We start from the raw sequence: 21,580 nt of genomic DNA on the forward strand, positions 1-21,580 counted from the left end.
CCCTCTTTTCGCTTTGTTATTTAAGTTGATCAATTTCAGTTTTAACTGCAGTCGGCACAATGCCACCTGTGTAAAGTGATGTCTTCGTGACGCGTTGTGCTAAATAAGACGTTAAAGTTGGTCGTAACGTTTCAGAAATTGAATTGCCCACTAAGAACAATGGTGCTTGATACTTTCCTGATAAAGAAGATGAGACTAAAGCATCCGGATAGTTTGTACCCGTTGATACGACAAATGTAGGTGATTTAAATGTTTGACTGAAATGCTCAATAAGTGCTGCATTTGTACCATATCTGTCTTTTCCAGATAGTCGTGTAACATAATCGGAACCTGCACGCTCTTTAATTTTTTCCTCGAGAATCTTAGAAACGGCTAAAGTACCACCGACGATTACTGTCGGTTTGCTGTAAATTTGATCGTTTATTGAGTCTGAATAGGTTGTTCCATTGCTTAATACAATATGCCAACCTTGCGTTACCGCAATACTTGTTGCAGCTAATGCATCTGGGAAGTTGCTCCCTGAAGCAATAAATATCCCATTAGCTTTTGGTAATTTATTGTTAATAACTGAATTTGTTTCATAGCGTGATTTCCCAGCTAAGCGTTCAACTTTTGCCTGCGGAAGCGCTGTTTGTAATTGACTAGCAACTTTAGCTGATAAAGCAATTTCTCCCCCGACTAAAACAATTTGATTGGCACCCAATCGTTTAATTTCAGCTAATACGTCTGCGTTTAAATTACTAGCAGGATTTAATAAAATAGGTGCATTGCCATAATACATCGCAAGAGGACCAGCTGATAGTGCATCTGCATATTCAAAAGCAGTTGCTAAGACGACGGTTTTTTGTGTTTTTGTTGAATTGAAAGCGTTTGGATACAATGTTTTCGAAACTTCAATTGCAGTTAAGTATCTAGATTTTGCAGAGACTGTTTTGCTTACAGCTTTTGGTGTAATTAGCGTTGGATTCGTGTAAACGACAACTTTTTTCGTCGTGTCGTAGACAGTAGTTCCTGGCCATAAAGCGGCATAGTTTTGGGCTAATGTCTTATCGTAGAATGCTTTGAGCGTGCCATTGTCTTTATGACGCACTTCAAATGCTTGTGGCACGATAGATGACCATAAAGTGAAATTCGTTTCTGAATTTTGAAGTGTTGCTTTTGTTAAAGATTCAGCTGATGTTTCTGCTACCACTCGTTGGTAGTGTTGATTAATGACTACTTTATTTGCATCTAATACATCGAATTTTTTAGCAATGTAATTGGACCATCGAACTTCAGCTGTAGGATGATGAACAACACGTGTATTTCTATATTTGCTTGCGAAAGTAATCGCTTCTTTCTCAGTTGAAAACTTCGTTTGTGTCAATTCAACAGATGGATGATACACACGATAATCGGTCGTCGTGTTATCGAAAATTGTCGTTCCTGCTCTTTTATCAAATACGGTTACATTCGTTTGTGTTTTGGCATATGTTATGGCTTCGTCTTTTGTATTGAACGTTTTAATGACGACATTTTTACTATTCTTCACTTCGAATATTTTGAAGAACTTATCCACTCCATCAGCAAGTGCCACGGCAATCCCTTGTTGGAATTTTGCTGTTTTCACTTTACTTTCTGCAATCGGGTTGGACATGTATTCTACTTCCGAAAGAATAGCTGGTACTTGAGCATTTCGTGTAACGTAAAGACTTTGATGAACAATTCCTCGTCCTTCAGAATTCGCACCCGAATTAATGACACTTGTATGTGTAGTTTGTGCTAAACGTCCGCTTTCGACAGAATATTTTAATTGCAATGGATCTGCTGGATAGTTAGAGTCTTGAAAATTCTTGTTATAGTAATACGTTTCATAGCCTGAATATGTTGGCGATGACGATGCGTTATGGTGAACTGAAACAAATATAGAGTTGTCGTTACGACCTGCTACCATACTATTTGACAAACTCGTTCGGGCTTTAAGGTCTTCTGCTGAAGATGCATTAGAAAAATGTTTATCCGTCGTTCGTGTCATTTTAACTTCATAGCCACGAGCTTGTAAAACGCCTCGTAGTCGTAAAGATACTTCTAAGTTTGCTTGTTTTTCATAATAGCCTGTTTTAGAACCCGAATAGCCAGTAGTTCCGCCATACTTCCCGCCGTGACCTGGGTCGATAACGATTAATGGTTTCATGACTTCTGCTGCTTGAGTTGATACCGGAATACTAAGGACAATTAATGCGATACAAATAATTTTTATGAGTGCTTTAAACAATGTTTCGTTCCCCGCTTTCTATTTCAAAAAAAATTAGGAAGGGTTGCCCCCTCCATTTGCAAGTGTTATTATTGTATAAAATTTTTATGGTATTCTCGTTCATTAAAGTACTGTGTCGAGCACTATACGCCTGCACACGTGACCTTCATGAGGTCAGATAGACGAATTGTTCGCCTTTCATCCTTCCAACGCAGGTATTGAACTAGAAGGCGCATTCTGCTTTTCTTACTTAATATAATCTTTTGCTTGTTCAATACTTATTCCTTGATAATAGAACTCAAGAATTTCTTCTGCTGTTTTCCCAGCTTTACTACGTCCATAAGCTCCATATTGACTCATGCCGATGCCGTGGCCATAGCCTGTACCGTTTAAAGAAAATTCTTTGTTGACTGTGTCGTTTTTCACTTTAAAGTCTGTGCTCATCAAAACAGTACCGCCTAATAAGTAACGTAGTTGTGGTCCAGTAAGCTTGAATTCAGTTGTGAACTTCTTAAGTGTTCCGCCAATATATTTTGATAAGCTGTATTTCATGTCTTTTGACACAACCGATTCGCCGCCTAAGTAAAATAGCGTTTTTGGTTGTTTGACGGTATCAAGATATTCAACCGGTAGTTTATTTGGATCCGGGTGTAGCAATAAAATAGGTGAATTTTTTTTTGCAGAAAGAACAGAACCTGCTAGTGCATCAACGAACGAATATGCATTACCGATGGCAAGTGAGTCACCTGGCATGACAAATTTTTTGTTGATGGCAATACTCGTATCCACTCGGCTCGTTCCGAATGTGCGGTCTGTCGCATATCCTGCTTTTTTCAACGTAGTTTCAACACCTGATGAAACTACATCTGCCCCGCCAATTAAGTTGGCAGTCGTTGTTCCACTCGATTTTAAGTAATCTGCAGTAGCTTGAGATAACTTCGTGCCTTGTTGAATGATGATTGGCATTTGGTTACGTGCAGCATAAGGACTGATAGATAATGCATCTGACGATTTTTCGTTGCCAGTTGCAAAGAATACAGAATTTGTAGTTCCTCCGACAATTTTCGCGATTTCAAGTGATGTATCTGTGCGTGACTTTCCTGCAACTCGCTTAAATTTATAACCCATTTGTTTAAGTTCAGTTTCAACTGCAGGTGAAATGGCAATTGTTCCGCCGAGTATATAAACTGTTGCTCCCGGGTTTAAAGTTTCTTTCAAGTAGTCTTTTACAGAAGCTGGCAAAGAACTAGTCCGTGTTAATAAGACCGGTGTATCCAGTTTGTAAGCTAATACCGATCCAGCAAGTGCATCTACTGGTAAGTCCCCTCGTCCTAATACCGCATGATCCCGTTTACCGGTCCATCCTCTTCTCGCAATTTCAACTGCTGTATCATAACGTGAAACACCAGCAAGCGTTTCTGATTGGGCACCAAGCTCCATCGAATAATATAAGCTGTTGTCTAGGTTCGTATTACGTGCAAAGTAAGATAAATTAAAGGTGATATCTTGTACTTTTCCGGTATTTGTATATTCTGTTGTATTAATACTATTAATAGAATCGATTTTGATAGATTCTATCGTTGCATCAATTGCTTTTGCTTCCTTTAACGCTTGCAATTTAAATTTTGAAAAAGCTGTAACACTCTTTGGTGCATTTTCAAGTAGATAGTTGTTTTCAGATGTTGTACTCCACCAACTCGCAGGATTTGTAAAGTCTATGTCATCTGTGATAGTTAATTGCTGTTTTTTAAACTGTAACGGTGCAGTCCATTTGTATTGATCATATGGATCATTTTGTGAGGTATTTATGTATGGTAGACCACTTGACCAATATTGTTGTGGCAATTCCGTTTGTCCTCCATTTGAAGCAGAGAAGAATGCTGTCACAAACCCTTTGGAACCATTTGATTTTTGATACGTCATAATCATGCCTTTTGTAGAATCCACTGCTGATGTTGTGTATTGATTAGCACTTACATAGTTTGGTGAGTGTTCTGCATCCCATACAAATCCTTGGTATACTTGGAAATTTATTGTATCATCAATTTCAAGTTGACTATTGCCATTCATTTTTGCAAATATGTATGAACGTGCTGCTACAGCTTGCGCACGGAGTGCTTGTTGACCACCAGTTGTTCCCCAACTTGCAGGCATTTCACCAGGTAAAACACCCTTTAAATAATCTTCAAAGCCAAGATGATTTATTGGCTGTAAGTATTGAGAATTAGAAATAGTAGTGAGTCCAAATATAATGGTTCCTATATGAGGTCTTTTAATTGTTGATTTCATATTCTCAAGTAACACAAAGTTTTCATTCGCATATACTTTTGGTTCAAGTGTGAGAATTGTGAGATTGTTTTTTAGTAATTTGGATCCTTCATAAAGTGCAATTTTCGAATTTTGGATTGCTAGTTTATATGTCATGTCTTTTTTAAGTACAATGTTGGTGTCTTCTTTTAAGACCGTGTCTCCTTTAGGGATAAATTGATACGTTTTTGAAGGTCCTAGATTATTTGTTAGTTTCACTTTAACAATGAAATTTTCTGTATCTGACGCTGCATAGACAGGGGTAGAAAAATTGAATATATGTAATATTGTAAATATTAACGTTATGGATAAAATCCATTTTAGTAGTAAATTAGACATTATTCTACATCCTTTGTTTTTATTTAATTATATAAGAGAAAAAGCTATTTTTCTATCAATTTTCTATAAATGAATCTATCTACCTTAGCAACTAGTTAATTTCAATAATAATTAAATAATACGTGTATAAAGTCCTGTATACTTCACAGAGAAAAGCCTACTAAATTTGCATTTAGTAGGCTTTTTATCTACTTATTATTTAAAACGGTTATAGCTTGTGAATTTATCTTTCCAGTAATAATCGGTCACTTTGTTAATTTGAACTCGATCTCCACCAGCATGAATAAATGATCCATTTCCAATATATATGCCCATATGTGAGATGCCTGCTTTATACGTATTTGAGAAGAATACTAAATCACCTGGTTGTGGAGATGATACTTTATTTGTCATGCTATAGTACCCTGATGTATTAGTCCGAGCCAATTTAATACCCGCTGCATTGTGTACATAATAGATATATCCCGAACAATCAAAGCCGGATGGAGTTGTACCACCGAATACATATTTTGTACCTAAGTATTGTTTGGCTTTTTCAACTAGTTTTTCTCCACTGCTTTGTTTTGGCGCTGGTGGTGGTGTTGGTTTTGAAACTGGAGCTACGACTGGCTTTGTTGCGCCTAATGCGTAAGTAGATACAGCTTCTTTTCCACCAACAACTTTAAGTGATTTCATTTTTTTCTCTTCAATAACTTTTTCTGTTGGGACAGGTAATTTGTCTTTCCCTACTAAAAGAACAGGTACTCCTTGTTTTGCTGCGTACACAGATCCAGTTAATGCATCTGCATAACTTACTCCTGAAGCGACTAAAGGTGTAGTGTCTGTTGCAGGGTAAAATTTGTCTACAACGGCCTTAACTGTGTCATAACGACTTTTTCCTGCAATACGAATTGCACTAGTTTGTTTTAATTTCTTAAATACTGTGTCGTTTATTGCAAGTGATCCACCAACTACAATATAATTTGAATATTTTTGCTCAAAACGAATGTCTGATGCAGTTGTTAATAATATTGGCATTCCTTTTTGAGCTGCGTAAGCTGCAATCGCTAAGCTATCAGGAAAAGATGATCCGTTTACAACAACTGCCGTTGAACCGCCTACTTGTTTCGCGATTTTTTCAGCTGTTTCAAAACGACTTTGACCTGCAATACGTTCAACATTAGGTGTAACTGAATTTAATTTAGATTCTACTGCAGCTGAAATTGTACCAGTTCCGCCAAGAATGATAGTTTTTTTCGCGCCTAATCGCTTCATTTCGGTAATCACATCTGCAGCTACCGATGACTTTTTCACTAAAAGAATTGGTGCATTTAATTTTTTAGCAAGTGGTGCACCAGCTAATGCATCTGGAAAGTTTTCGCCTGAAGCAATGATGACGGTTTGTGAACTGCCATTTGCCCAACCTTTTTTAGAAACTTCAATAGCTGTATGATATCTACTTTCACCCGAAATACGTGTGAAATCTCTAATTGTTTCTCCATTGGCTTGAACTTCACTATTTGCAGCAACAAAAGTAAAGGTAGCTGCTAATACTATTGAACCTAGTATTTTACGAATTTTCATATGTATCTATAAACCCCTTTAATATTCTAATATTTAACTAATTTGATTCTATCATTCAATATGTTCTCTAAACATTACAGTTTCATGACATATTGTAACAAACATGTATCAAAAAAAGCGAAGTGCATATGCACTTCGCCTTTTTTCAACATTTAAATGTCTTATTTTTATTGTTAGTTGTTTTTATAGCGAACAAAATTTAATAAGGGACGATAATTTTTTCCTGCCAGACCAATTAGTTCCACAACTATTTCAATTGCCACGAACATCAATGAAATGATCAGGATTCCTCCCCAAACCGTTGCTTGAGAAAAGAGAATTCCCGCTCCACCGAACATAGCCGCCATCGCATAGATTAACAAAACTGCTTGTCGATGTGAAAATCCGGAATTTAGTAAACAATGATGCAAATGTGATTTATCAGGTGCCGATAGTTTCTGTTTCGTTCGTAGTCGACGAATGATAGCAAAGAATGTATCAGATATGGGTACACCCATAATGATAATGGGAATGGCTAGTGAGATAAATGTAATACCCTTAAAGCCTAGAAGTGACAATACACCAATCATGAACCCTAGAAATAATGCACCTGTGTCACCCATGAAAATCTTGGCAGGGTAAAAATTATAAAACAAAAATCCAAATGTACTTACAGCCAGCATCATGGACATGGCCAAAACGAACATATCTCCCATAATAAACGCCATAATAGACAAAGTAAGCAAACCAATAGTTGAGACGCCAGCTGCTAGACCATCTAATCCGTCAATTAAATTAACTGCATTAGTAATACCGACAATCCAAAGAATAGTTAAAAAGGAGCTTAAAAACCCAAAATCTAACACTCCACCGAATGGTAAGTTAATAAATCCAATTTCGATATCCCCCAAAAACACAACAATTCCTGCGGCAATTAATTGTCCGCCTAATTTAATAATAGGTCGTATATCGTACAAATCATCCAAAACGCCTGTGATCACAATGATAAATGCGCCGATGATAATATAAATAGCATCCGGTGATGCGGGTTGATAGATAAAATAACCTATAATAAAAGCTAAAAAGATAGCTAAACCGCCAAGTCTTGGCATAATTCGCACATGAACTTTGCGATGATTCGGTTGGTCAACTGCGCCAATTTTAATTGCGAATTTTTTTATTAATGGTGTAATTACTAATGACGCGATAAATACACCTATTAGTGTAGCCAAAAACATGATTCTACCTCCTTGCATATATCGTGCACTTACTCGCCGATTATATCCACATTATTATAGCATGTAAATGTTAACTTCTAAGACGAATTCTTTCTACTATACTTAACAGTACCCGATTTTAACAATTGTAACCATTCTATAAGACGTTACTTCTATCTATTTAGTTTCACTTATCATCATTTCATAAGATTGATAGAGAGAATTTTGTAATTGTTCGTTTGAGAAGTTTGCTTTCGCATGCACATTTAATAAATCACCCATCTGTTGTAACGAATTATTGGCTTTTGCTGCTATCGATTCAATTAAAGCTTGCGCTAACTCGTCTACACTTTTAGGCTTTACAATCCATCCGTAATCTTTGTTAATAATTAAATCCCTTACTCCCCCAACATCCGTTGTAATAATCGGCGTATGAGCGTTTGCGGATTCTAACAAAACGAGTGGAAAACTCTCACTATATGAAGTTAATAATGATACGTCTGCTAACGCCAATAGTTGAGGTATATCATTTCTAAATCCAAGTAATTTAATATGATTTGATAAATTACTTTGTTTAATAAGCGTTTCAATTGCACTTCGCTCAGGTCCATCACCTATAAGTAGTAGTTTAAAGTCTTTAATCGGCTTTAATTTTTCAATTGCATTTATTAATACGGCATGTCCTTTAACAGGATGTAATCTCGCAATATGGACAGCAACAAAGTCTTTTTCAGTTAAATTATAATGGGCATTGAGGTTGCTTATATCCTTGTCATAGTTAACATTTGTGTAATCTATCCCATTAAAAATGGTAGAAATTCTTTGTTCATCGACACCGTATTCTACTAACATCTCTTTAAAACGAGTAGAAACAGCAAAAACATGATTGGCTTTCTTAATCGCTCGACGATTTAAATACTGAAAAATAAATGCTAGAGGTTTCGGTTGATGCAAAAAATCGAGTTTTGGGTCACTATGTACAGTAATTGCCCAGTGGACATTTATTTTAGAAGATAGATTGTTCATAATAAAATTAGCACGCGGTCCATGCGAATGAACAATTTCAATGCCACGTTGTATTATATGTTGATGTATTTTGTTATTTACTGTGAGGTCTAAGCGACTCTGTTGTTTTATTACGGTTACATGGATTCCTAGTTCTCTCGCTTGTTGTGCAAATGCACCATCAATTAACAGCAAAAGTTCTGCTTCAAACGGCGCATTGTGAAATAGTTGAAGTAGGTGCTTTTTAGATCCACCCGTTTCTCCTCCACTAATTATGTGTAGAATCTTCATTGGTTCACCTCCAATTAACTGTGTTGTTTACGAGTACGTCTTCTACTAGTTACCACTTTCGCTAAGAACAAAGGCAATGCCCATTGACGTTTTATTCGAGATGGTTGCTTTATTAAACGGTACAACCACTCCGTTCCCGTCTTAAGGAATAATTCAGGTGCACGTTTTACATGACCACTAAACACATCAAAGCTACCTCCAACTCCTTGGAATACATTGACATGTAGTTGTTCCATATTGTTTTTGATAAACAACTCTTGCTTAGGACTGCCAAGTGCAACAAATAAAATATGCGGTTGTACTTCGTTGATTGTTTTCATTATTTGTTGTGTGTCATTAATATAGCCATCCAATGTTCCTGAGATAATCAATTTCGGGTATTTTTTTTGAATATTTCGAGCTGCTTGATTAACAATTTCAGGCTTTGCACCGTACATGAAAATTTTCCATTCATTTTTGTTGGCTAACGCTAATAAATTTCCCATCATGCCAATTCCTGTGACTCTGCCTTTAACGATTCCACCACTTAATTTTGAAGCAATTGAAACACCAATACCATCGGGAATTTGATATGTTGATTCATTTAATAAGTGGCGAAGGTTTAAGTCTTGCTCAGCCATCATTATTTTTTCGGGATTAATCGCGACTATACGGACTTTTTGAAATCGTTTAATATCATCTTCTATACGACTCATTAATTGTTGTTCGTTTAATGTTGTGACATCTACACCCATTATATTTTCTTTCATATATCAAAACCTCCAAAACAAAAAGACATTCCTATAGGGGAAATGTCTCTTATCATTTTTTTACTGAACAGGGTTGCCTTTTCCATCACCAAGTTTATAGACTGTAAAACCTGCGTCTTCCCATTGCTTTCGATCAATTGCGTTCTTTGTATCGAGTACAATTGGGTGGCTCATTAATTCGGCAATATTATGTGGATTAATTTTTGTGAAATAATCATGATTTGTCAAAATTACTACGATATCAGAATCTGTAATGGCTTCATCAAATCCTTGTGTTTGAGAAGGGACCTTGTTTTCTTTAACATGCGGATCAAAGGACACTAAATCAATGTCTTCATGCGACAATTGCTCAACGATTTCCATAGATGGACTTTCACGAATGTCATCAATATTTGCCTTAAACGTTAAGCCCAATACGGAAACACGAGGGTTGTCTATTTGATTTAATCTAGAAATTTCAAGTATTTTTTCAACTGTAAACTTTGGCATTCCATCGTTAGTTACACGAGATAAATAAATAATTTTCGCTAATTCACTTTGTTTTTCGACTAAAAACCAAGGATCAACTGCGATACAGTGACCGCCAACGCCGGGACCCGGATAATGAATATTTACACGTGGGTGATGGTTTGCAAGAGAAATAGCCTCCCATGCATTAACTCCAAGATTTTCACTCATTTTAGCCAGTTCATTGGCAAACGCAATATTGACATCTCTGAATGTATTTTCAATGACTTTCACCATTTCAGCTGTCGTTACATCTGTTATATGGAATTCACCTTTAACAAAACTTTGATAAAATTCTTTTGTACGCTCTGCAGATTCTAAGTTAAAGCCACCAATAATTCGGCTGTTATTTACTAGTTCTTCAAATACTTTCCCTGGAATTACTCGTTCAGGGGAATGGGAAATAAATAGTTCGATTCCCATCTCTAATTTACTTTGCTCTAATATAGGTATCATTACGTCCATAACAGTACGAGGTGGAACCGTAGATTCAAGAACAACTAAATCACCTTTCTTTAAAAAAGGAACAATAGAAGCTGTCGCTGATTCAATATATTTCATATCAGCCGTTTTTTCAGCCGTGATTGGTGACGGCACAGCTACAATAAACATGTCCGCCTCTTCAGGAGTAGTAGATACAGTAAAAGTCCCTTGTACTAGAGCATTATTTAAATATCCTTGAAGACCTGGTTCTTCTATATGAACTTGACCTTTAGATAATAAGTTAATTGCACGTTCACTTACATCAACACCGAGTACTTGGTAGCCGTGATTTGCAAACATCACTGCTGTAGGTAATCCTATATAACCAAGACCAATAACACATATTTTCTTCATTAATATTCGCCTCGATTTTTTTATGTAGTTAACACTTAATCTATATATTATATCCAATTTCCCGATAAAAAGACAGCATGTCTAATGTCCCCGATATGTGAATTACTTGTATTCTTTAGCTTTATCTAAAATTATAAAGATTTATCTATTCTTCATTCTTTCTGCACAATTTAAACGTACTAGAAATAGTGTCCCATAGCAAGCTAAAGGACATGTTACTATATTGGTTTTAATCAGTTATTCGAGGGTAATTACCTGGAATTAGTTTTCGTTATTTCTAATAGTAGCGTTTGATCTTTAAAGATCTCACACATATCTAAGTCACTTTGAGAATCAAGAAATATTCCTGATTGTTTTAATATGCCCGTTCCAAGGTTTACTTACTGGAAATAGAAATGTAAACCTTGGTCGAGCTGAATAATAAAGGTTTTATATGTTATTTTTTATCTATTTGACTTTCTTTCGATGTATATTGATCCATTAAACCATCTGACATATTAAGTATTTCTTGAATGTTAGTCGTATTTTTATCAATGTATGTCATATCTAAATCGATTCTTTTCATATCTTCTATATCATAAAAACGTTTTGGAAAGCGTGCATTTTCTGCAATATAAAAATGGTCATTATTAATAAAAGATCCAGCTGGTAAATAGTAACGCATTCCGAGTAAATTGTTCTTATATTGGAATAGATTTTGTCCCAAAATTGGTGTTTTGATTTCAATTCCTAATAAATTTAAAAGTGTCGGCATCATATCTATTTGGCCACCCAGGTTCGTATTGATCGTGTGATTCTTAAAAACTCCTGGTACTGTTATGATGAACGGCATCGTAAATCTGTCTTTTAATGAATATGGTTTTCCTAATAATTCAGCCATTAAATTATTATCTTCCGCTGTCATGGGTCTGCCATGAAGACCCGAGTGATCACCGAAAATAGCAATGACAGAATTTTCATAAATACCTTCGTCCTTTAAATTTTGAATAAAACGGCCGATTTGTTCATCAGTGTAACGTACTGATTGTAGATAATTCCCTACATAAGAACCTTCGTAAGAATCAGGTAGAGTTAACAATTCATCTTTAGCCGGCATTTTAAAAGGTGTATGGCTCGTTATTGTCATAATATTTGCATACATTCGTTCGTTTTGACTGACTTTTTCTTTCACTTGTTCTGTGACGAAGTCAATCAGAATGGAATCTGATGGTCCAAAACCAATAACGTCTTCATTAGGAATTTCTTTGTCAGTGAATACATCTTGGAACCCAAGCACTGGATATAAAACATCGCGGTTCCAATACGTAATATCATCTGCATGAAAAGTCATAGATTTGTATTCAGCTTCATGTAAATAATTCACCATAGATGGATAGGATTTACCTGTAAGGAAATTAACTGTAGGTTCTAGCCCTTTAGGATATAGAGATGTATGTAATAGCCATTCAGAATCTGAAGTATTTCCTGCTCCAATTTGTTGAATAACATTTGTGAATTCTGTACTTTCTCCCAATAATTGATTGATATTTGGTGTGATTTCTTGATTATTAATTTTCTCACCAACAACAAATTCTTGCATAGATTCTACTTGAATCACAAATAAATGTCGCTCTTTTGCTAAGCCAAAACTTTTATGTTCTATGTCCGGCAAGTACTTATTGTTCTTCAGTTCAATGAATTTAGGGTAATCAAATTCTTCTGTCAGCTCTGATGCTTCAATAAATTCATCTTTATTTCTCAAATTTCGTTGCATCATTTGTGAAATTTGTGTATTCAAATACCCGTATTTTTTTGAAGAAACAGATATATCATAAATGGTTTCATTGTAAGTTATTGATTGAATGATAATAGAAAAAACGACTGAAGTGACAATGATTATGGTATTTAATCGTGTAGCTGTGGGTGTCTCCATTTTCTTGAAAATCGCAATAGCGACGACTAAAATAAAGGTATCTATGAAATAAAGTAAATCAGTGTAAGCGTATAAATATGGAAGGATTTCAACTATTGACCCTGCTTGATTAGTTTGGCTTAAATCATAATAAGAAGGAACAATTAAAAAATACCGCTCATACCAAGTAACCAAAATCATGAGAATTGAAGTCAGTAAATTAATACTAATTAGATAAGGAATTGGATGTTTTTTTATAAATAACAAAACTAGAAAGTAGGGAATTAACCATATGAAAGATTCCCGTAATAAGTTCATAAGTGACATATCATCAAATAACTCATATCGGAAATAAAACACTTTAGTTATGACCATTATTAGTGTTGTAACAGTAATTAGCAGGGTTGATCTATTTTTCATGATTCTCAAAATCTCCTTATGAAAACATAACAAATTTTATTTCAATATGATTATTTTTCTTAACATGCGCTCTATATCCAATTTACATTCTTAACAATTTTACCACTTAACTTACATTTAAGACATCTAAAATATTTTATCACAAATATCTTTTTCATTTAAAAGAATTTTAATATCCCCCTCGAACAAATTTAGAGTATTTGATAATTTAATAAAAAGGAGATGATTTTTTATACAATTAAAAATAGAATTATCTACTAAAACTAGTAGCACTTAAAAGGTTACATCGTCGCATGTCGATAAATCACCCCCAATATATCGATGTCAAACGAGATTTGTAATGCCGATGCAGGCTATGTTAGAGAAGATTTTATCGACGTTCTTTCAAGTATTCATTTCCCAATCCCCCACTTGTTGTCCTCCAAAATTCTTTTTCTCAAAAAAATATTCCATCCTCCCAGATTGACATCCGTGTTTTTACATCTGCTTATTCCCTAATAAATCAACATGAGTAACAAAAGTTTTTACTACATGGTAAAATTCATCATCATATAAAATAATATTCGTGAAAAGAACTTCTAGGAATTTTCCTAGAAGTTCTTTTCACACGATATATTGTGCGGATAAAATTCCGCGAATACGGGATAAACGACAAACCCCCTCACTTCAATAAAAGTGAGAGGGTCATTTTGAATTATATTTTTTCACATAGTACAGATTTAATCATGTTTTCGAGAATTTGAGGTACTTCTACGAAGGCGCTTTGCATTTGCAAGCGTTCGGTACGTCTGTGGGCATCTTTTCCGAATGGGCCAACGTTTAACACTGGTGCTTGAAGCTCACGCATTTCATTAAATGGAATGGTGTAGGTATCTCCCCAAACAGGCGTGTTGGCTTCAAACACTTGCCATCCACCGCTATTATCATCGTAGTTCACATAACTTAAGTCGGAAATACCGTTAAAGTAATGAATACGTTTTATGGATCGATTAAAATTTCTAGCTCCAAATTCTTTGACAAATTTGACACATTCTTCTACTAACGGATTATTGCTTGAGTTAACCGCTGGATAGTATGGAGGTGCGTAAAGTAAAACCATTGCTGGGGCTAGTTCTTGGCAATGTATCATTAGAGTATCTATAATGCGGAAAGATTTTTCACGATCATCCATTTCGTAATTTTCGCTAACCGTCATTTTTACTGTTTGCACATACTCCTCGCCGAATTTACTAACAGCATGCTTTAATAAATCATCATATCGCATGACGCTTATATTTCCCACTGGCCTTACGCCTTCACGAGAACAAATCATTTGGTAACTTGCATTACATTCATCTGCTGCTTTAATAGCGACTTGTTCGAATAAATCCATGATTTCAGCTGCATTACGTTTCATTAAGAACACATTGTATAATGCAGTAGCTCGATATGGAGTCTGTGCAGAATACTCCATTTTCAAGTCTTTTTGTTGGAGTGACACGGGTAAAGGCATCTTTTCACCTAGAACGGTCTCTTGGAATATAGGATTGTATTCCATATGTTGAGTTAAGAAAGCAGCAATATAGTTTGCAGAGATACCGCTTAAAGGCTCGCCCACATGTGTTTCCATTCCATAAAAAAAGGCGGACGGCATGATTTTACCAATTGATCCTGAATAAAGATAATATTTATCGTCACCAGGTTGTTGCGCGAATACTGGCTCACTATTTAGAAAAAGTTTATAAGAAAGGTCGTGTTGAGTGCGCAACTCAATTAATTTTGATACTGCCGCTCTCATCCCTAAACTATTCGTCTCTTCATCCGGGACAGTCAATAAAATGAGGTTTATTGGCCACTGTTCTTTACTCGCTTTTTCAATTAATCCCATGTGTAAAACAAGACCCATTTTCATATCCATCGTCCCTCGACCGAATAAATAATTGCCCGATTCTAGGTCAATACGTGCTTCATCTGGTAATTCGTTCTTCCGCTCAAAAAATGCTTTTGTTAACATTTCTGGTTCACATGCCAATATTTCCAAATCTCCATATTCTTCGGTATTGACTGTATCAAAATGGCTTAGTAACACAATTGTTTCCTTTGCCTGAGGATGTATATATAATGCTGTAAGAAATTTCCTACCCAGGTCAGCATCTGTCAGTTCTATTTGTTCTGGATGAGCTTGAAAGTAAGGAATATCTTGCAATTTCGATTGAACTTTGAATGGAAATTCACGCTCTCCATCTGATAAAGTCATACTTTTCCAACTAACCACTTCATTTAGTAATGCACGAAGGGCTTCTGGTGTTGACCACATAAGTTTTGTCATGATGCTAATCTCCCTAGTATGAATTTTACTGTAAATATAGACGTCTTATTTGATGTGCGTTTGAAAAGTATCGATGACTTTAAAATCATGCACTTTAAACTATTTTCCCAACTACTTCTTTTCTTAATGTTGCGATGTATGCTTCCATACGATCCATGCCTTTAACTAGCACAGGCATTGCATACGCGTAAGAAATCCGTATGAAACCTTCACCATATTTACTAAATGCACTACCTGGAACACAAGCAACTCCACCTTCTTTTAGAAGTCTTGTTGCAAATTCGAATGAAGGTAAACCAAATTCTTTAATAGAAGGAAAAATGTAAAAAGCACCGTTTGGTTTAACAACATTTAGCCCCATAGCTAGTAGACGAGTATAAATATAATCTCGACGTACCATGTACTCTTTATTCATTTCAGCAGGTACACTGCTACTTTTTCCAAGTGCTTCAATCGCTGCATATTGGCTTGGTAATGGTGCACATACTGAATTATATTGGTGAATTTTAATACAATGTTGGATGAGTCCTTCAGGTCCTAGCAAAAACCCTATGCGCCAACCAGTCATAGAATGCGATTTTGATAACCCATGAATAATAAATAAGCGATCGCTTAGTTGTGGATATGATGCGAATGAACGGTGTTGTCCTTCAAACGTATTTTCACTATAAATTTCATCAGATAATATATATATTTCATGCTCTTTTAAGACATTTGCTAATGCATCCATTTTCTTTGAATCAATGGTGACACCAGTTGGGTTTGATGGGAGATTAAATAAGACCGCCTTCGTCTTCTCTGTAATTAACCCTTTTAAACGCTCGGGATCAGGTTCAAAGCCTGTATCGGAAGTATCAAGATACTTTATCTTTGCGCCGCACATCGTGATAAGTGGAGCGTACCCTGGATAGCAAGGCGCCGGCAAAATGACTTCGTCTCCGTCTTCCAATATCGTTCTAAAAACAGCGTCGATGGCTTCGCTTGCGCCAATCGTGATGATGATTTCGCTGTCTGCTTTATACGTGAATTGATACTTTTCAGTGAAGAATTGACTGACTGCTTTCCGCAGTTCAATTAGCCCAGCGTTATGGGAGTACCCCGTTAAGTTGTTCGTAATTGCAGTAATCCCCGCTTGTTTCACGCGTTCTGGTGTTGGGAAGTCTGGTTGGCCAATGGTTAAATTGACTGCGTCAGGATAATGAATAAGTTGATTGGAAAATTGGCGAATACCTGAAACTTCAATCTTAGTAATGCGTTCGTTTATTGTAAGTGGCATTGATCTTTAACCCTCCTCATAGTAATGAAGAAATCTTCTTTCAATATTATCCATATGTTCGTGCATGGCTTTTCTTGCAGCGAGCTCGTTTTGTTTTTCAAGAGCAGTTATTATATCTTGATGTTCTCCGCTCGCTTCCATTGCAGAAATAGGGTATGTATTTGCAAGAATTAAAAAGGCACGATTGACACCTGTATTAATAGTATGAATCATTTCACACAACTTTATATTAGGATTTTGATCAGCGAGTAGTAAATGAAATTCACAATCAAGTTTAATAAAGTCATGAAAATCATTATTTTCAGCTGCATTTTTTTGAAGTTTTAGGTTTTCTTTTAAGTTTATTAAAAATTTCGGTGTCACATGTTGAACTACTTGCTCCACATTGTAAGTTTCTAGTAATTTACGCACTTCCATTTGATGAAGTGCATCTTCTTTTGTGAAGGACGAAACAGTTGCAGGCTTACCTGTTTGTAAGATGACCAATCCATCAGTTGCTAATCTTCGAATCGCTTCACGAAGTGGTGTCCGACTTATCCCAAGTTCCATCGCAAATTTTTCTTCTGGCAATTCTTCACTGGGGGCTAGTTTACCTAGTAGTATATCTTTACGAATTAAATCATATGCTTGATCCGCGAGCGATTCAGGTTTTTTGATTTTTCTCAACGTGGTTTCCTTCTTTTCAAAAATTATTGTATTCTGTATACAGTATATGCGGATTATAGCTTAGAAAGCTCTTAATGTATAGTGGAGAAATTTAAGAGTCGATTATTATTTGCATTAGTGGGAATTTTCCAGCTAACAGCTACTACCTGGCAGCAATTCTCAGCTCTAATTGATGTATATGTCTTCCAATTGTTGTGCGTTCTCTTCTTTTATAGCTATAATCTAGTAACGATATGCTTCTTCTGAATACTTTAGATAATCTCCGATATAGTGCGCTGACAGCAACATATACTTTGGCGAACCAAATAACACGATGTTCGTATGTTCAAATTATGTGGTTCACGTGAATTCGTGAATACTATATAAGTGTGGACGAATATCAGATAATCCTCTATTAAATTTCCCGCCAGACAACTCAAAGTTAATCTCTGATATCCCAACGTGAGTAAGGCATAATGCTAAGATGCCCTATACGAGCCACAAATTCGCGTATTTTTGGTTAGGACTGTCTTCCGTTCATTTTTATTGTATTTAAGAGTGTTTGGTAATTGTGTCTTAAAATAAAATACAGAATGTTTAATAATTAAGAATATTTACTATATATCTGACTTACTTTAAAAAAATGTTGTAAACTAGGAGATAGATGTATTACTAATTGGAAGGAGGTTTGAATAAATGGACTTTCCAAAAGAAGAAGTTGGTAAGCGTATAAGAATTTTACGAAAATCGCGTGGATTTACTGCGGATGATTTAGCGAAAAAAATAGGGGTCAGCCAAAGTATGATTTCTCAAATAGAGCGTGGACTAGTGTCTCCTTCTTTGGACACCTTATGGAAAATGAGTCACTGTTTAAAATTGCCAATTTCCGCTTTTTTCGAAGAAGATAATCAACAACATGTAACTGTTTTCCGTGAAAATGAGCGTTTTGAGTTGAAAAAGATGCGTCCAAATATAACTTATCAACCTCTGTCACCGAGTAATGGCAAAGAAATCAGCTTATTCAAATTGATATTGGATCCTGGTGAAACTTTGGATAACCCATTAATGTTTCATATGGGTGAAGAATGCGGCTACGTACTATCTGGAACTATTCGTGTAACAGTGGACGGTCAATCATACGAGCTTCATCAAGGGGATAGCATTTACTTTGATAGCAATCTTCCACATAATTTTGTAAATGTGAGTCCAACTATCTCGACAGCTATTTGGGCCATGACACATCCTTTTGAAACTTTTCTGAATCCCACTCGTATACATAAGTAATGGATTAATTAGGAGGTATATTATTATGTTATTAAAAAACCCTGGTATTGCCGCGGTATTAAGTTTCTTTTGGACCGGTGTCGGGCAAATATATAATGGTCAAATTGTGAAAGGCTTAATTTTAATTCTCGTGCAACTTATCAATTCAGCCTTAATGTTCGTATTAATTGGATTTATTACCTTTCCGCTTGTTTGGATTTGGGGAATCTATGACGCTTACAAAGTTGCAGATAGAATGAATAAAAACGGTTCATACTAACCACTCCCATTTTGGGGCCACTGCTTTCGTTTTTAAAATTTGTAAGTATGTTTAAATTAAAAAAGGCGACATTTCGTTCTATTTTGAACGGAATGTCGCCTTTTCTTTCGTATTTCTTACTCTGCTACCTTCAGTAAGGAAAAATTCGTTTGAGGTTTACGGCAAATAGCGTCATGGCTCCTTGCATCTGCACAACGATATCGTAAATCGCCTTGGGCTAAGGTTTAAAGATTCTTGAGTGGAAAGGCGGGGGCACATTCTGTGAGATTTTAAACAGAAAAAGGAACCTCTCCTTTTTTAAATGAAAGAAAATATATATATGAATGATTGAAGTGCAAGGCGGCTATTCTTAATTTTTCTTTCTAAGTAGTAAAAGATTCTCTTTTTGTTTGTGTTGTTTTATGTAGAAAATTAGGAAAGGGTCTAACCTCTGTACAGGATAGACCCTTTCCTATTCGACTCAATTTGAGACAGATTTCTTTAATTTATGCTTTCTCCACAAGTCTTCCGCTGCACCTGAACCAAATATCACTCCTGTGACGATAAAAACAAGTCCAAATATATGTCGAATTGATATGACTTCATCTAAAAAAATGGAAGCTCCTACTAATGAAAAGAACGTATTTAAGTTCATAAAAATGGCAGCCTTTGATGGGCCTGTTTTACCAACTGAGTAGTTGAAGAGCATATGTCCAACTGCTGTTCCAATTATTGCACTACCAAAGAAAAGAGCCCAAAATATAGGCTGAACTTCGAAAAATACTTGAATTTCACCTGGTTCTTGGACCAAGCTAATGACAAACAATACGAATGAGCCGATTAAGAACATATAAGCAGTGAGCAACCTTGGATCCAATGTTTTTGCAGCTTTACTTATGACCAAATAACTAACTACTTGAGCTAATATCGATATGAACACGAATACATCACCAAAAGATAAACCAGATGCCCCTTCTCCAGCTGCTAATACTGTGGCACTGACGCCAAATAAACCGAGAACAACGCCAACCCATTGCAATCTTGAAGGATAAACTCGCATGATTAAGGATACTAATACAGCGGTTAACACGGGACCCGTCCCTAAAATTAAACCAGCATTCGAACCAGATGTCATGGATAATCCAATTGACAAGAAGTATTGGTGTAATACGACATTAAGGAGTGCCCCCACGAAAATAAATTTCCATTCTTTTTTCGTGGGTTTTCTCACAAGTTTCATCGCCGTTAATATTGTAAACACAGTTAGACTTGCTAAAAATATACGAAATGCAGTCATGGTAACAGGACGCACTTCTGAAACTAAATATTTTACGGCTGGTAAATTAAAGCCCCATATGAACATAACTAAGACGAGAATTCCATAAATTTTCCATTGTTTCACTTGGGTCTTCACCTCATTAACTATTTCGTAATACGAAAATCAATACAGTAATCTTAATACTTTACCTCACTAAAGTAAATGAATTCATTTTTATAAATGGTTTTTGTTACCATTTAATGAAAACCAAAATTTTAGGTATTTAAACATTCTAAAAAATTCATTGTAGGGCGAATGTAACAATGAAAAGTTTTCAATTTCTTCTATAGTTGCTAAACATCTTTATTGTAGGTGCTTACCTTCTATTAAAATGAATGTTGTTTTATTAAACAAAAAATCCATTTAACTGGGTGAGTTAAATGGAATGTTTAAAGCAATATTGATAAATTTTAGCTGTGACGAGACAATCTCCTAAAGCATCATGAGCATTATGCTCAAGTTGCAAATACTGAGCTAATGTTGTTAATTTGTGATTAGGTGTTTCATTAAATACTTTTCTTGAAAGTTTTAATGTATCAATAACTGTATATGTAGGTAATTCAACTTTTTCTTCTAGAGCATATAAAAAATTCATATCAAACGATGCATTATGAGCAACAATCGGTAGATCCCCAATAAATTCAATTAACTCGTTTATTACACTATCAATCTTTGGTTCATTTTTCACCATACTATTTGTAATACCAGTTAATGCCGTGATACGTGTTGAAATCGACCGCAATGGATTAACAAGTTGATTCATAATGCCAATTTGCACATGATTTCGGAATTTTACAGCTCCGACTTGAATAATTTGATCTGCTCCTGGTCGTAATCCCGTTGTTTCAAAATCAAGTACTACATAATCTTTTGCTTTTTTCACGGAAGGAATATATTTTTTCAGGGGTAAAGTACGCTTTGTCGTAGCCCAATACTGTTGACGTGTTTTTCGTCTAAGTAGCTCTGCTGCTCGATCATCCATCTTGTATTCCTCCAAATCTATTAGTTCTTATAGTCTATCTACTATAAGAACTATATACCCAAACTAAGAAAAGCGCAAAGCATCTTCTAATCACCGGTGCTGGAAATGTCTGAAGCTTAGGTACGAGATGTCACATTGTAGCTAGACATAACTATATGAAGTCCGTTTGAAAAACTTATAATTTTAAATAC

15 protein-coding genes are annotated in these 21,580 nt (G+C 35.6%); 2 read left to right on the forward strand and 13 right to left on the reverse strand.

The features are described 5' to 3' along the window. Positions 1-16 precede the first annotated feature (16 nt). The 11 genes from E2636_RS11695 to E2636_RS11745 form a co-directional block, all read right to left on the reverse strand. Positions 17-2,254 carry a cell wall-binding repeat-containing protein gene (locus tag E2636_RS11695; protein WP_134210345.1) on the reverse strand — a complete coding sequence of 746 codons (2,238 nt, stop codon included), beginning with the start codon at positions 2,252-2,254 and terminating at the stop codon, positions 17-19. A 225-nt stretch (positions 2,255-2,479) separates the two neighbouring features. Beyond that, positions 2,480-4,879, reverse strand: a complete 2,400-nt coding sequence (locus tag E2636_RS11700) for a cell wall-binding repeat-containing protein (protein WP_134210346.1) — start codon at positions 4,877-4,879, stop codon at positions 2,480-2,482. Positions 4,880-5,074: 195 nt separating this feature from the next. After that, the gene (locus E2636_RS11705) at positions 5,075-6,442 is read right to left on the reverse strand and encodes a cell wall-binding repeat-containing protein (protein WP_134210347.1); all 1,368 of its coding nucleotides are present in this window, start codon (positions 6,440-6,442) and stop codon (positions 5,075-5,077) included. Between the two features lie 173 nt (positions 6,443-6,615). After that, the gene (locus E2636_RS11710; RefSeq protein ID WP_134210348.1) at positions 6,616-7,659 is read right to left on the reverse strand and encodes a glycosyltransferase family 4 protein; all 1,044 of its coding nucleotides are present in this window, start codon (positions 7,657-7,659) and stop codon (positions 6,616-6,618) included. A gap of 156 nt (positions 7,660-7,815) precedes the next feature. Then, positions 7,816-8,934, reverse strand: coding sequence for a glycosyltransferase (locus E2636_RS11715; RefSeq protein ID WP_134210349.1), 1,119 nt, complete (start codon positions 8,932-8,934; stop codon positions 7,816-7,818). Positions 8,935-8,948: 14 nt separating this feature from the next. Further along, entirely contained in the window at positions 8,949-9,683 is a 735-nt protein-coding gene (locus tag E2636_RS11720) for a WecB/TagA/CpsF family glycosyltransferase (RefSeq protein ID WP_134210350.1), read from the reverse strand. 60 nt (positions 9,684-9,743) lie between these two features. After that, positions 9,744-11,027 carry a nucleotide sugar dehydrogenase gene (locus tag E2636_RS11725; protein WP_134210351.1) on the reverse strand — a complete coding sequence of 428 codons (1,284 nt, stop codon included), beginning with the start codon at positions 11,025-11,027 and terminating at the stop codon, positions 9,744-9,746. 436 nt (positions 11,028-11,463) lie between these two features. Continuing rightward, positions 11,464-13,338 (reverse strand): LTA synthase family protein, encoded by a 1,875-nt coding sequence (locus E2636_RS11730; protein ID WP_134210352.1) that lies wholly within the window; start codon positions 13,336-13,338, stop codon positions 11,464-11,466. A 694-nt stretch (positions 13,339-14,032) separates the two neighbouring features. After that, entirely contained in the window at positions 14,033-15,646 is a 1,614-nt protein-coding gene (locus E2636_RS11735) for a M20/M25/M40 family metallo-hydrolase (protein WP_134210353.1), read from the reverse strand. A 94-nt stretch (positions 15,647-15,740) separates the two neighbouring features. Further along, positions 15,741-16,922 (reverse strand): aminotransferase class I/II-fold pyridoxal phosphate-dependent enzyme, encoded by a 1,182-nt coding sequence (locus E2636_RS11740; protein ID WP_134210354.1) that lies wholly within the window; start codon positions 16,920-16,922, stop codon positions 15,741-15,743. A gap of 6 nt (positions 16,923-16,928) precedes the next feature. Beyond that, a complete protein-coding gene (locus tag E2636_RS11745) occupies positions 16,929-17,588 on the reverse strand; it encodes a GntR family transcriptional regulator (protein ID WP_134210355.1) in 660 nt (219 codons plus the stop codon). 675 nt (positions 17,589-18,263) lie between these two features. Between E2636_RS11745 and E2636_RS11750 the strand changes: the two genes are divergently transcribed. Continuing rightward, complete coding sequence (locus tag E2636_RS11750; protein ID WP_134210356.1) at positions 18,264-18,851, forward strand: helix-turn-helix domain-containing protein; 588 nt, start codon at positions 18,264-18,266, stop codon at positions 18,849-18,851. A 25-nt stretch (positions 18,852-18,876) separates the two neighbouring features. Continuing rightward, positions 18,877-19,110, forward strand: coding sequence for a hypothetical protein (locus E2636_RS11755; protein ID WP_017380230.1), 234 nt, complete (start codon positions 18,877-18,879; stop codon positions 19,108-19,110). Positions 19,111-19,570: 460 nt separating this feature from the next. Here E2636_RS11755 and E2636_RS11760 read toward each other — a convergent pair whose 3' ends face one another. Beyond that, positions 19,571-20,491, reverse strand: a complete 921-nt coding sequence (locus E2636_RS11760) for a DMT family transporter (RefSeq protein ID WP_134210357.1) — start codon at positions 20,489-20,491, stop codon at positions 19,571-19,573. Between the two features lie 292 nt (positions 20,492-20,783). Continuing rightward, complete coding sequence (locus E2636_RS11765; RefSeq protein WP_134210358.1) at positions 20,784-21,389, reverse strand: 3'-5' exonuclease; 606 nt, start codon at positions 21,387-21,389, stop codon at positions 20,784-20,786. Between the last annotated feature and the right edge of the window lie 191 nt (positions 21,390-21,580).

Origin of the sequence: Paenisporosarcina antarctica (assembly GCF_004367585.1) — a bacterium.
In the GTDB taxonomy this organism is placed as follows: domain Bacteria; phylum Bacillota; class Bacilli; order Bacillales_A; family Planococcaceae; genus Paenisporosarcina; species Paenisporosarcina antarctica.

Bases quoted from the DNA above. Each gene is read 5' to 3' on its own strand.
- E2636_RS11740 (WP_134210354.1), bottom strand. From the start codon at position 16,922: ATGCCACTTACAATAAACGAACGCATTACTAAGATTGAAGTTTCAGGT.
- E2636_RS11735 (WP_134210353.1), bottom strand. From the start codon at position 15,646: ATGACAAAACTTATGTGGTCAACACCAGAAGCCCTTCGTGCATTACTA.
- E2636_RS11715 (WP_134210349.1), bottom strand. From the start codon at position 8,934: ATGAAGATTCTACACATAATTAGTGGAGGAGAAACGGGTGGATCTAAA.
- E2636_RS11755 (WP_017380230.1), top strand. From the start codon at position 18,877: ATGTTATTAAAAAACCCTGGTATTGCCGCGGTATTAAGTTTCTTTTGG.
- E2636_RS11710 (WP_134210348.1), bottom strand. From the start codon at position 7,659: ATGTTTTTGGCTACACTAATAGGTGTATTTATCGCGTCATTAGTAATT.
- E2636_RS11730 (WP_134210352.1), bottom strand. From the start codon at position 13,338: ATGAAAAATAGATCAACCCTGCTAATTACTGTTACAACACTAATAATG.
- E2636_RS11725 (WP_134210351.1), bottom strand. From the start codon at position 11,027: ATGAAGAAAATATGTGTTATTGGTCTTGGTTATATAGGATTACCTACA.
- E2636_RS11705 (WP_134210347.1), bottom strand. From the start codon at position 6,442: ATGAAAATTCGTAAAATACTAGGTTCAATAGTATTAGCAGCTACCTTT.
- E2636_RS11765 (WP_134210358.1), bottom strand. From the start codon at position 21,389: ATGGATGATCGAGCAGCAGAGCTACTTAGACGAAAAACACGTCAACAG.
- E2636_RS11720 (WP_134210350.1), bottom strand. From the start codon at position 9,683: ATGAAAGAAAATATAATGGGTGTAGATGTCACAACATTAAACGAACAA.
- E2636_RS11700 (WP_134210346.1), bottom strand. From the start codon at position 4,879: ATGTCTAATTTACTACTAAAATGGATTTTATCCATAACGTTAATATTT.
- E2636_RS11750 (WP_134210356.1), top strand. From the start codon at position 18,264: ATGGACTTTCCAAAAGAAGAAGTTGGTAAGCGTATAAGAATTTTACGA.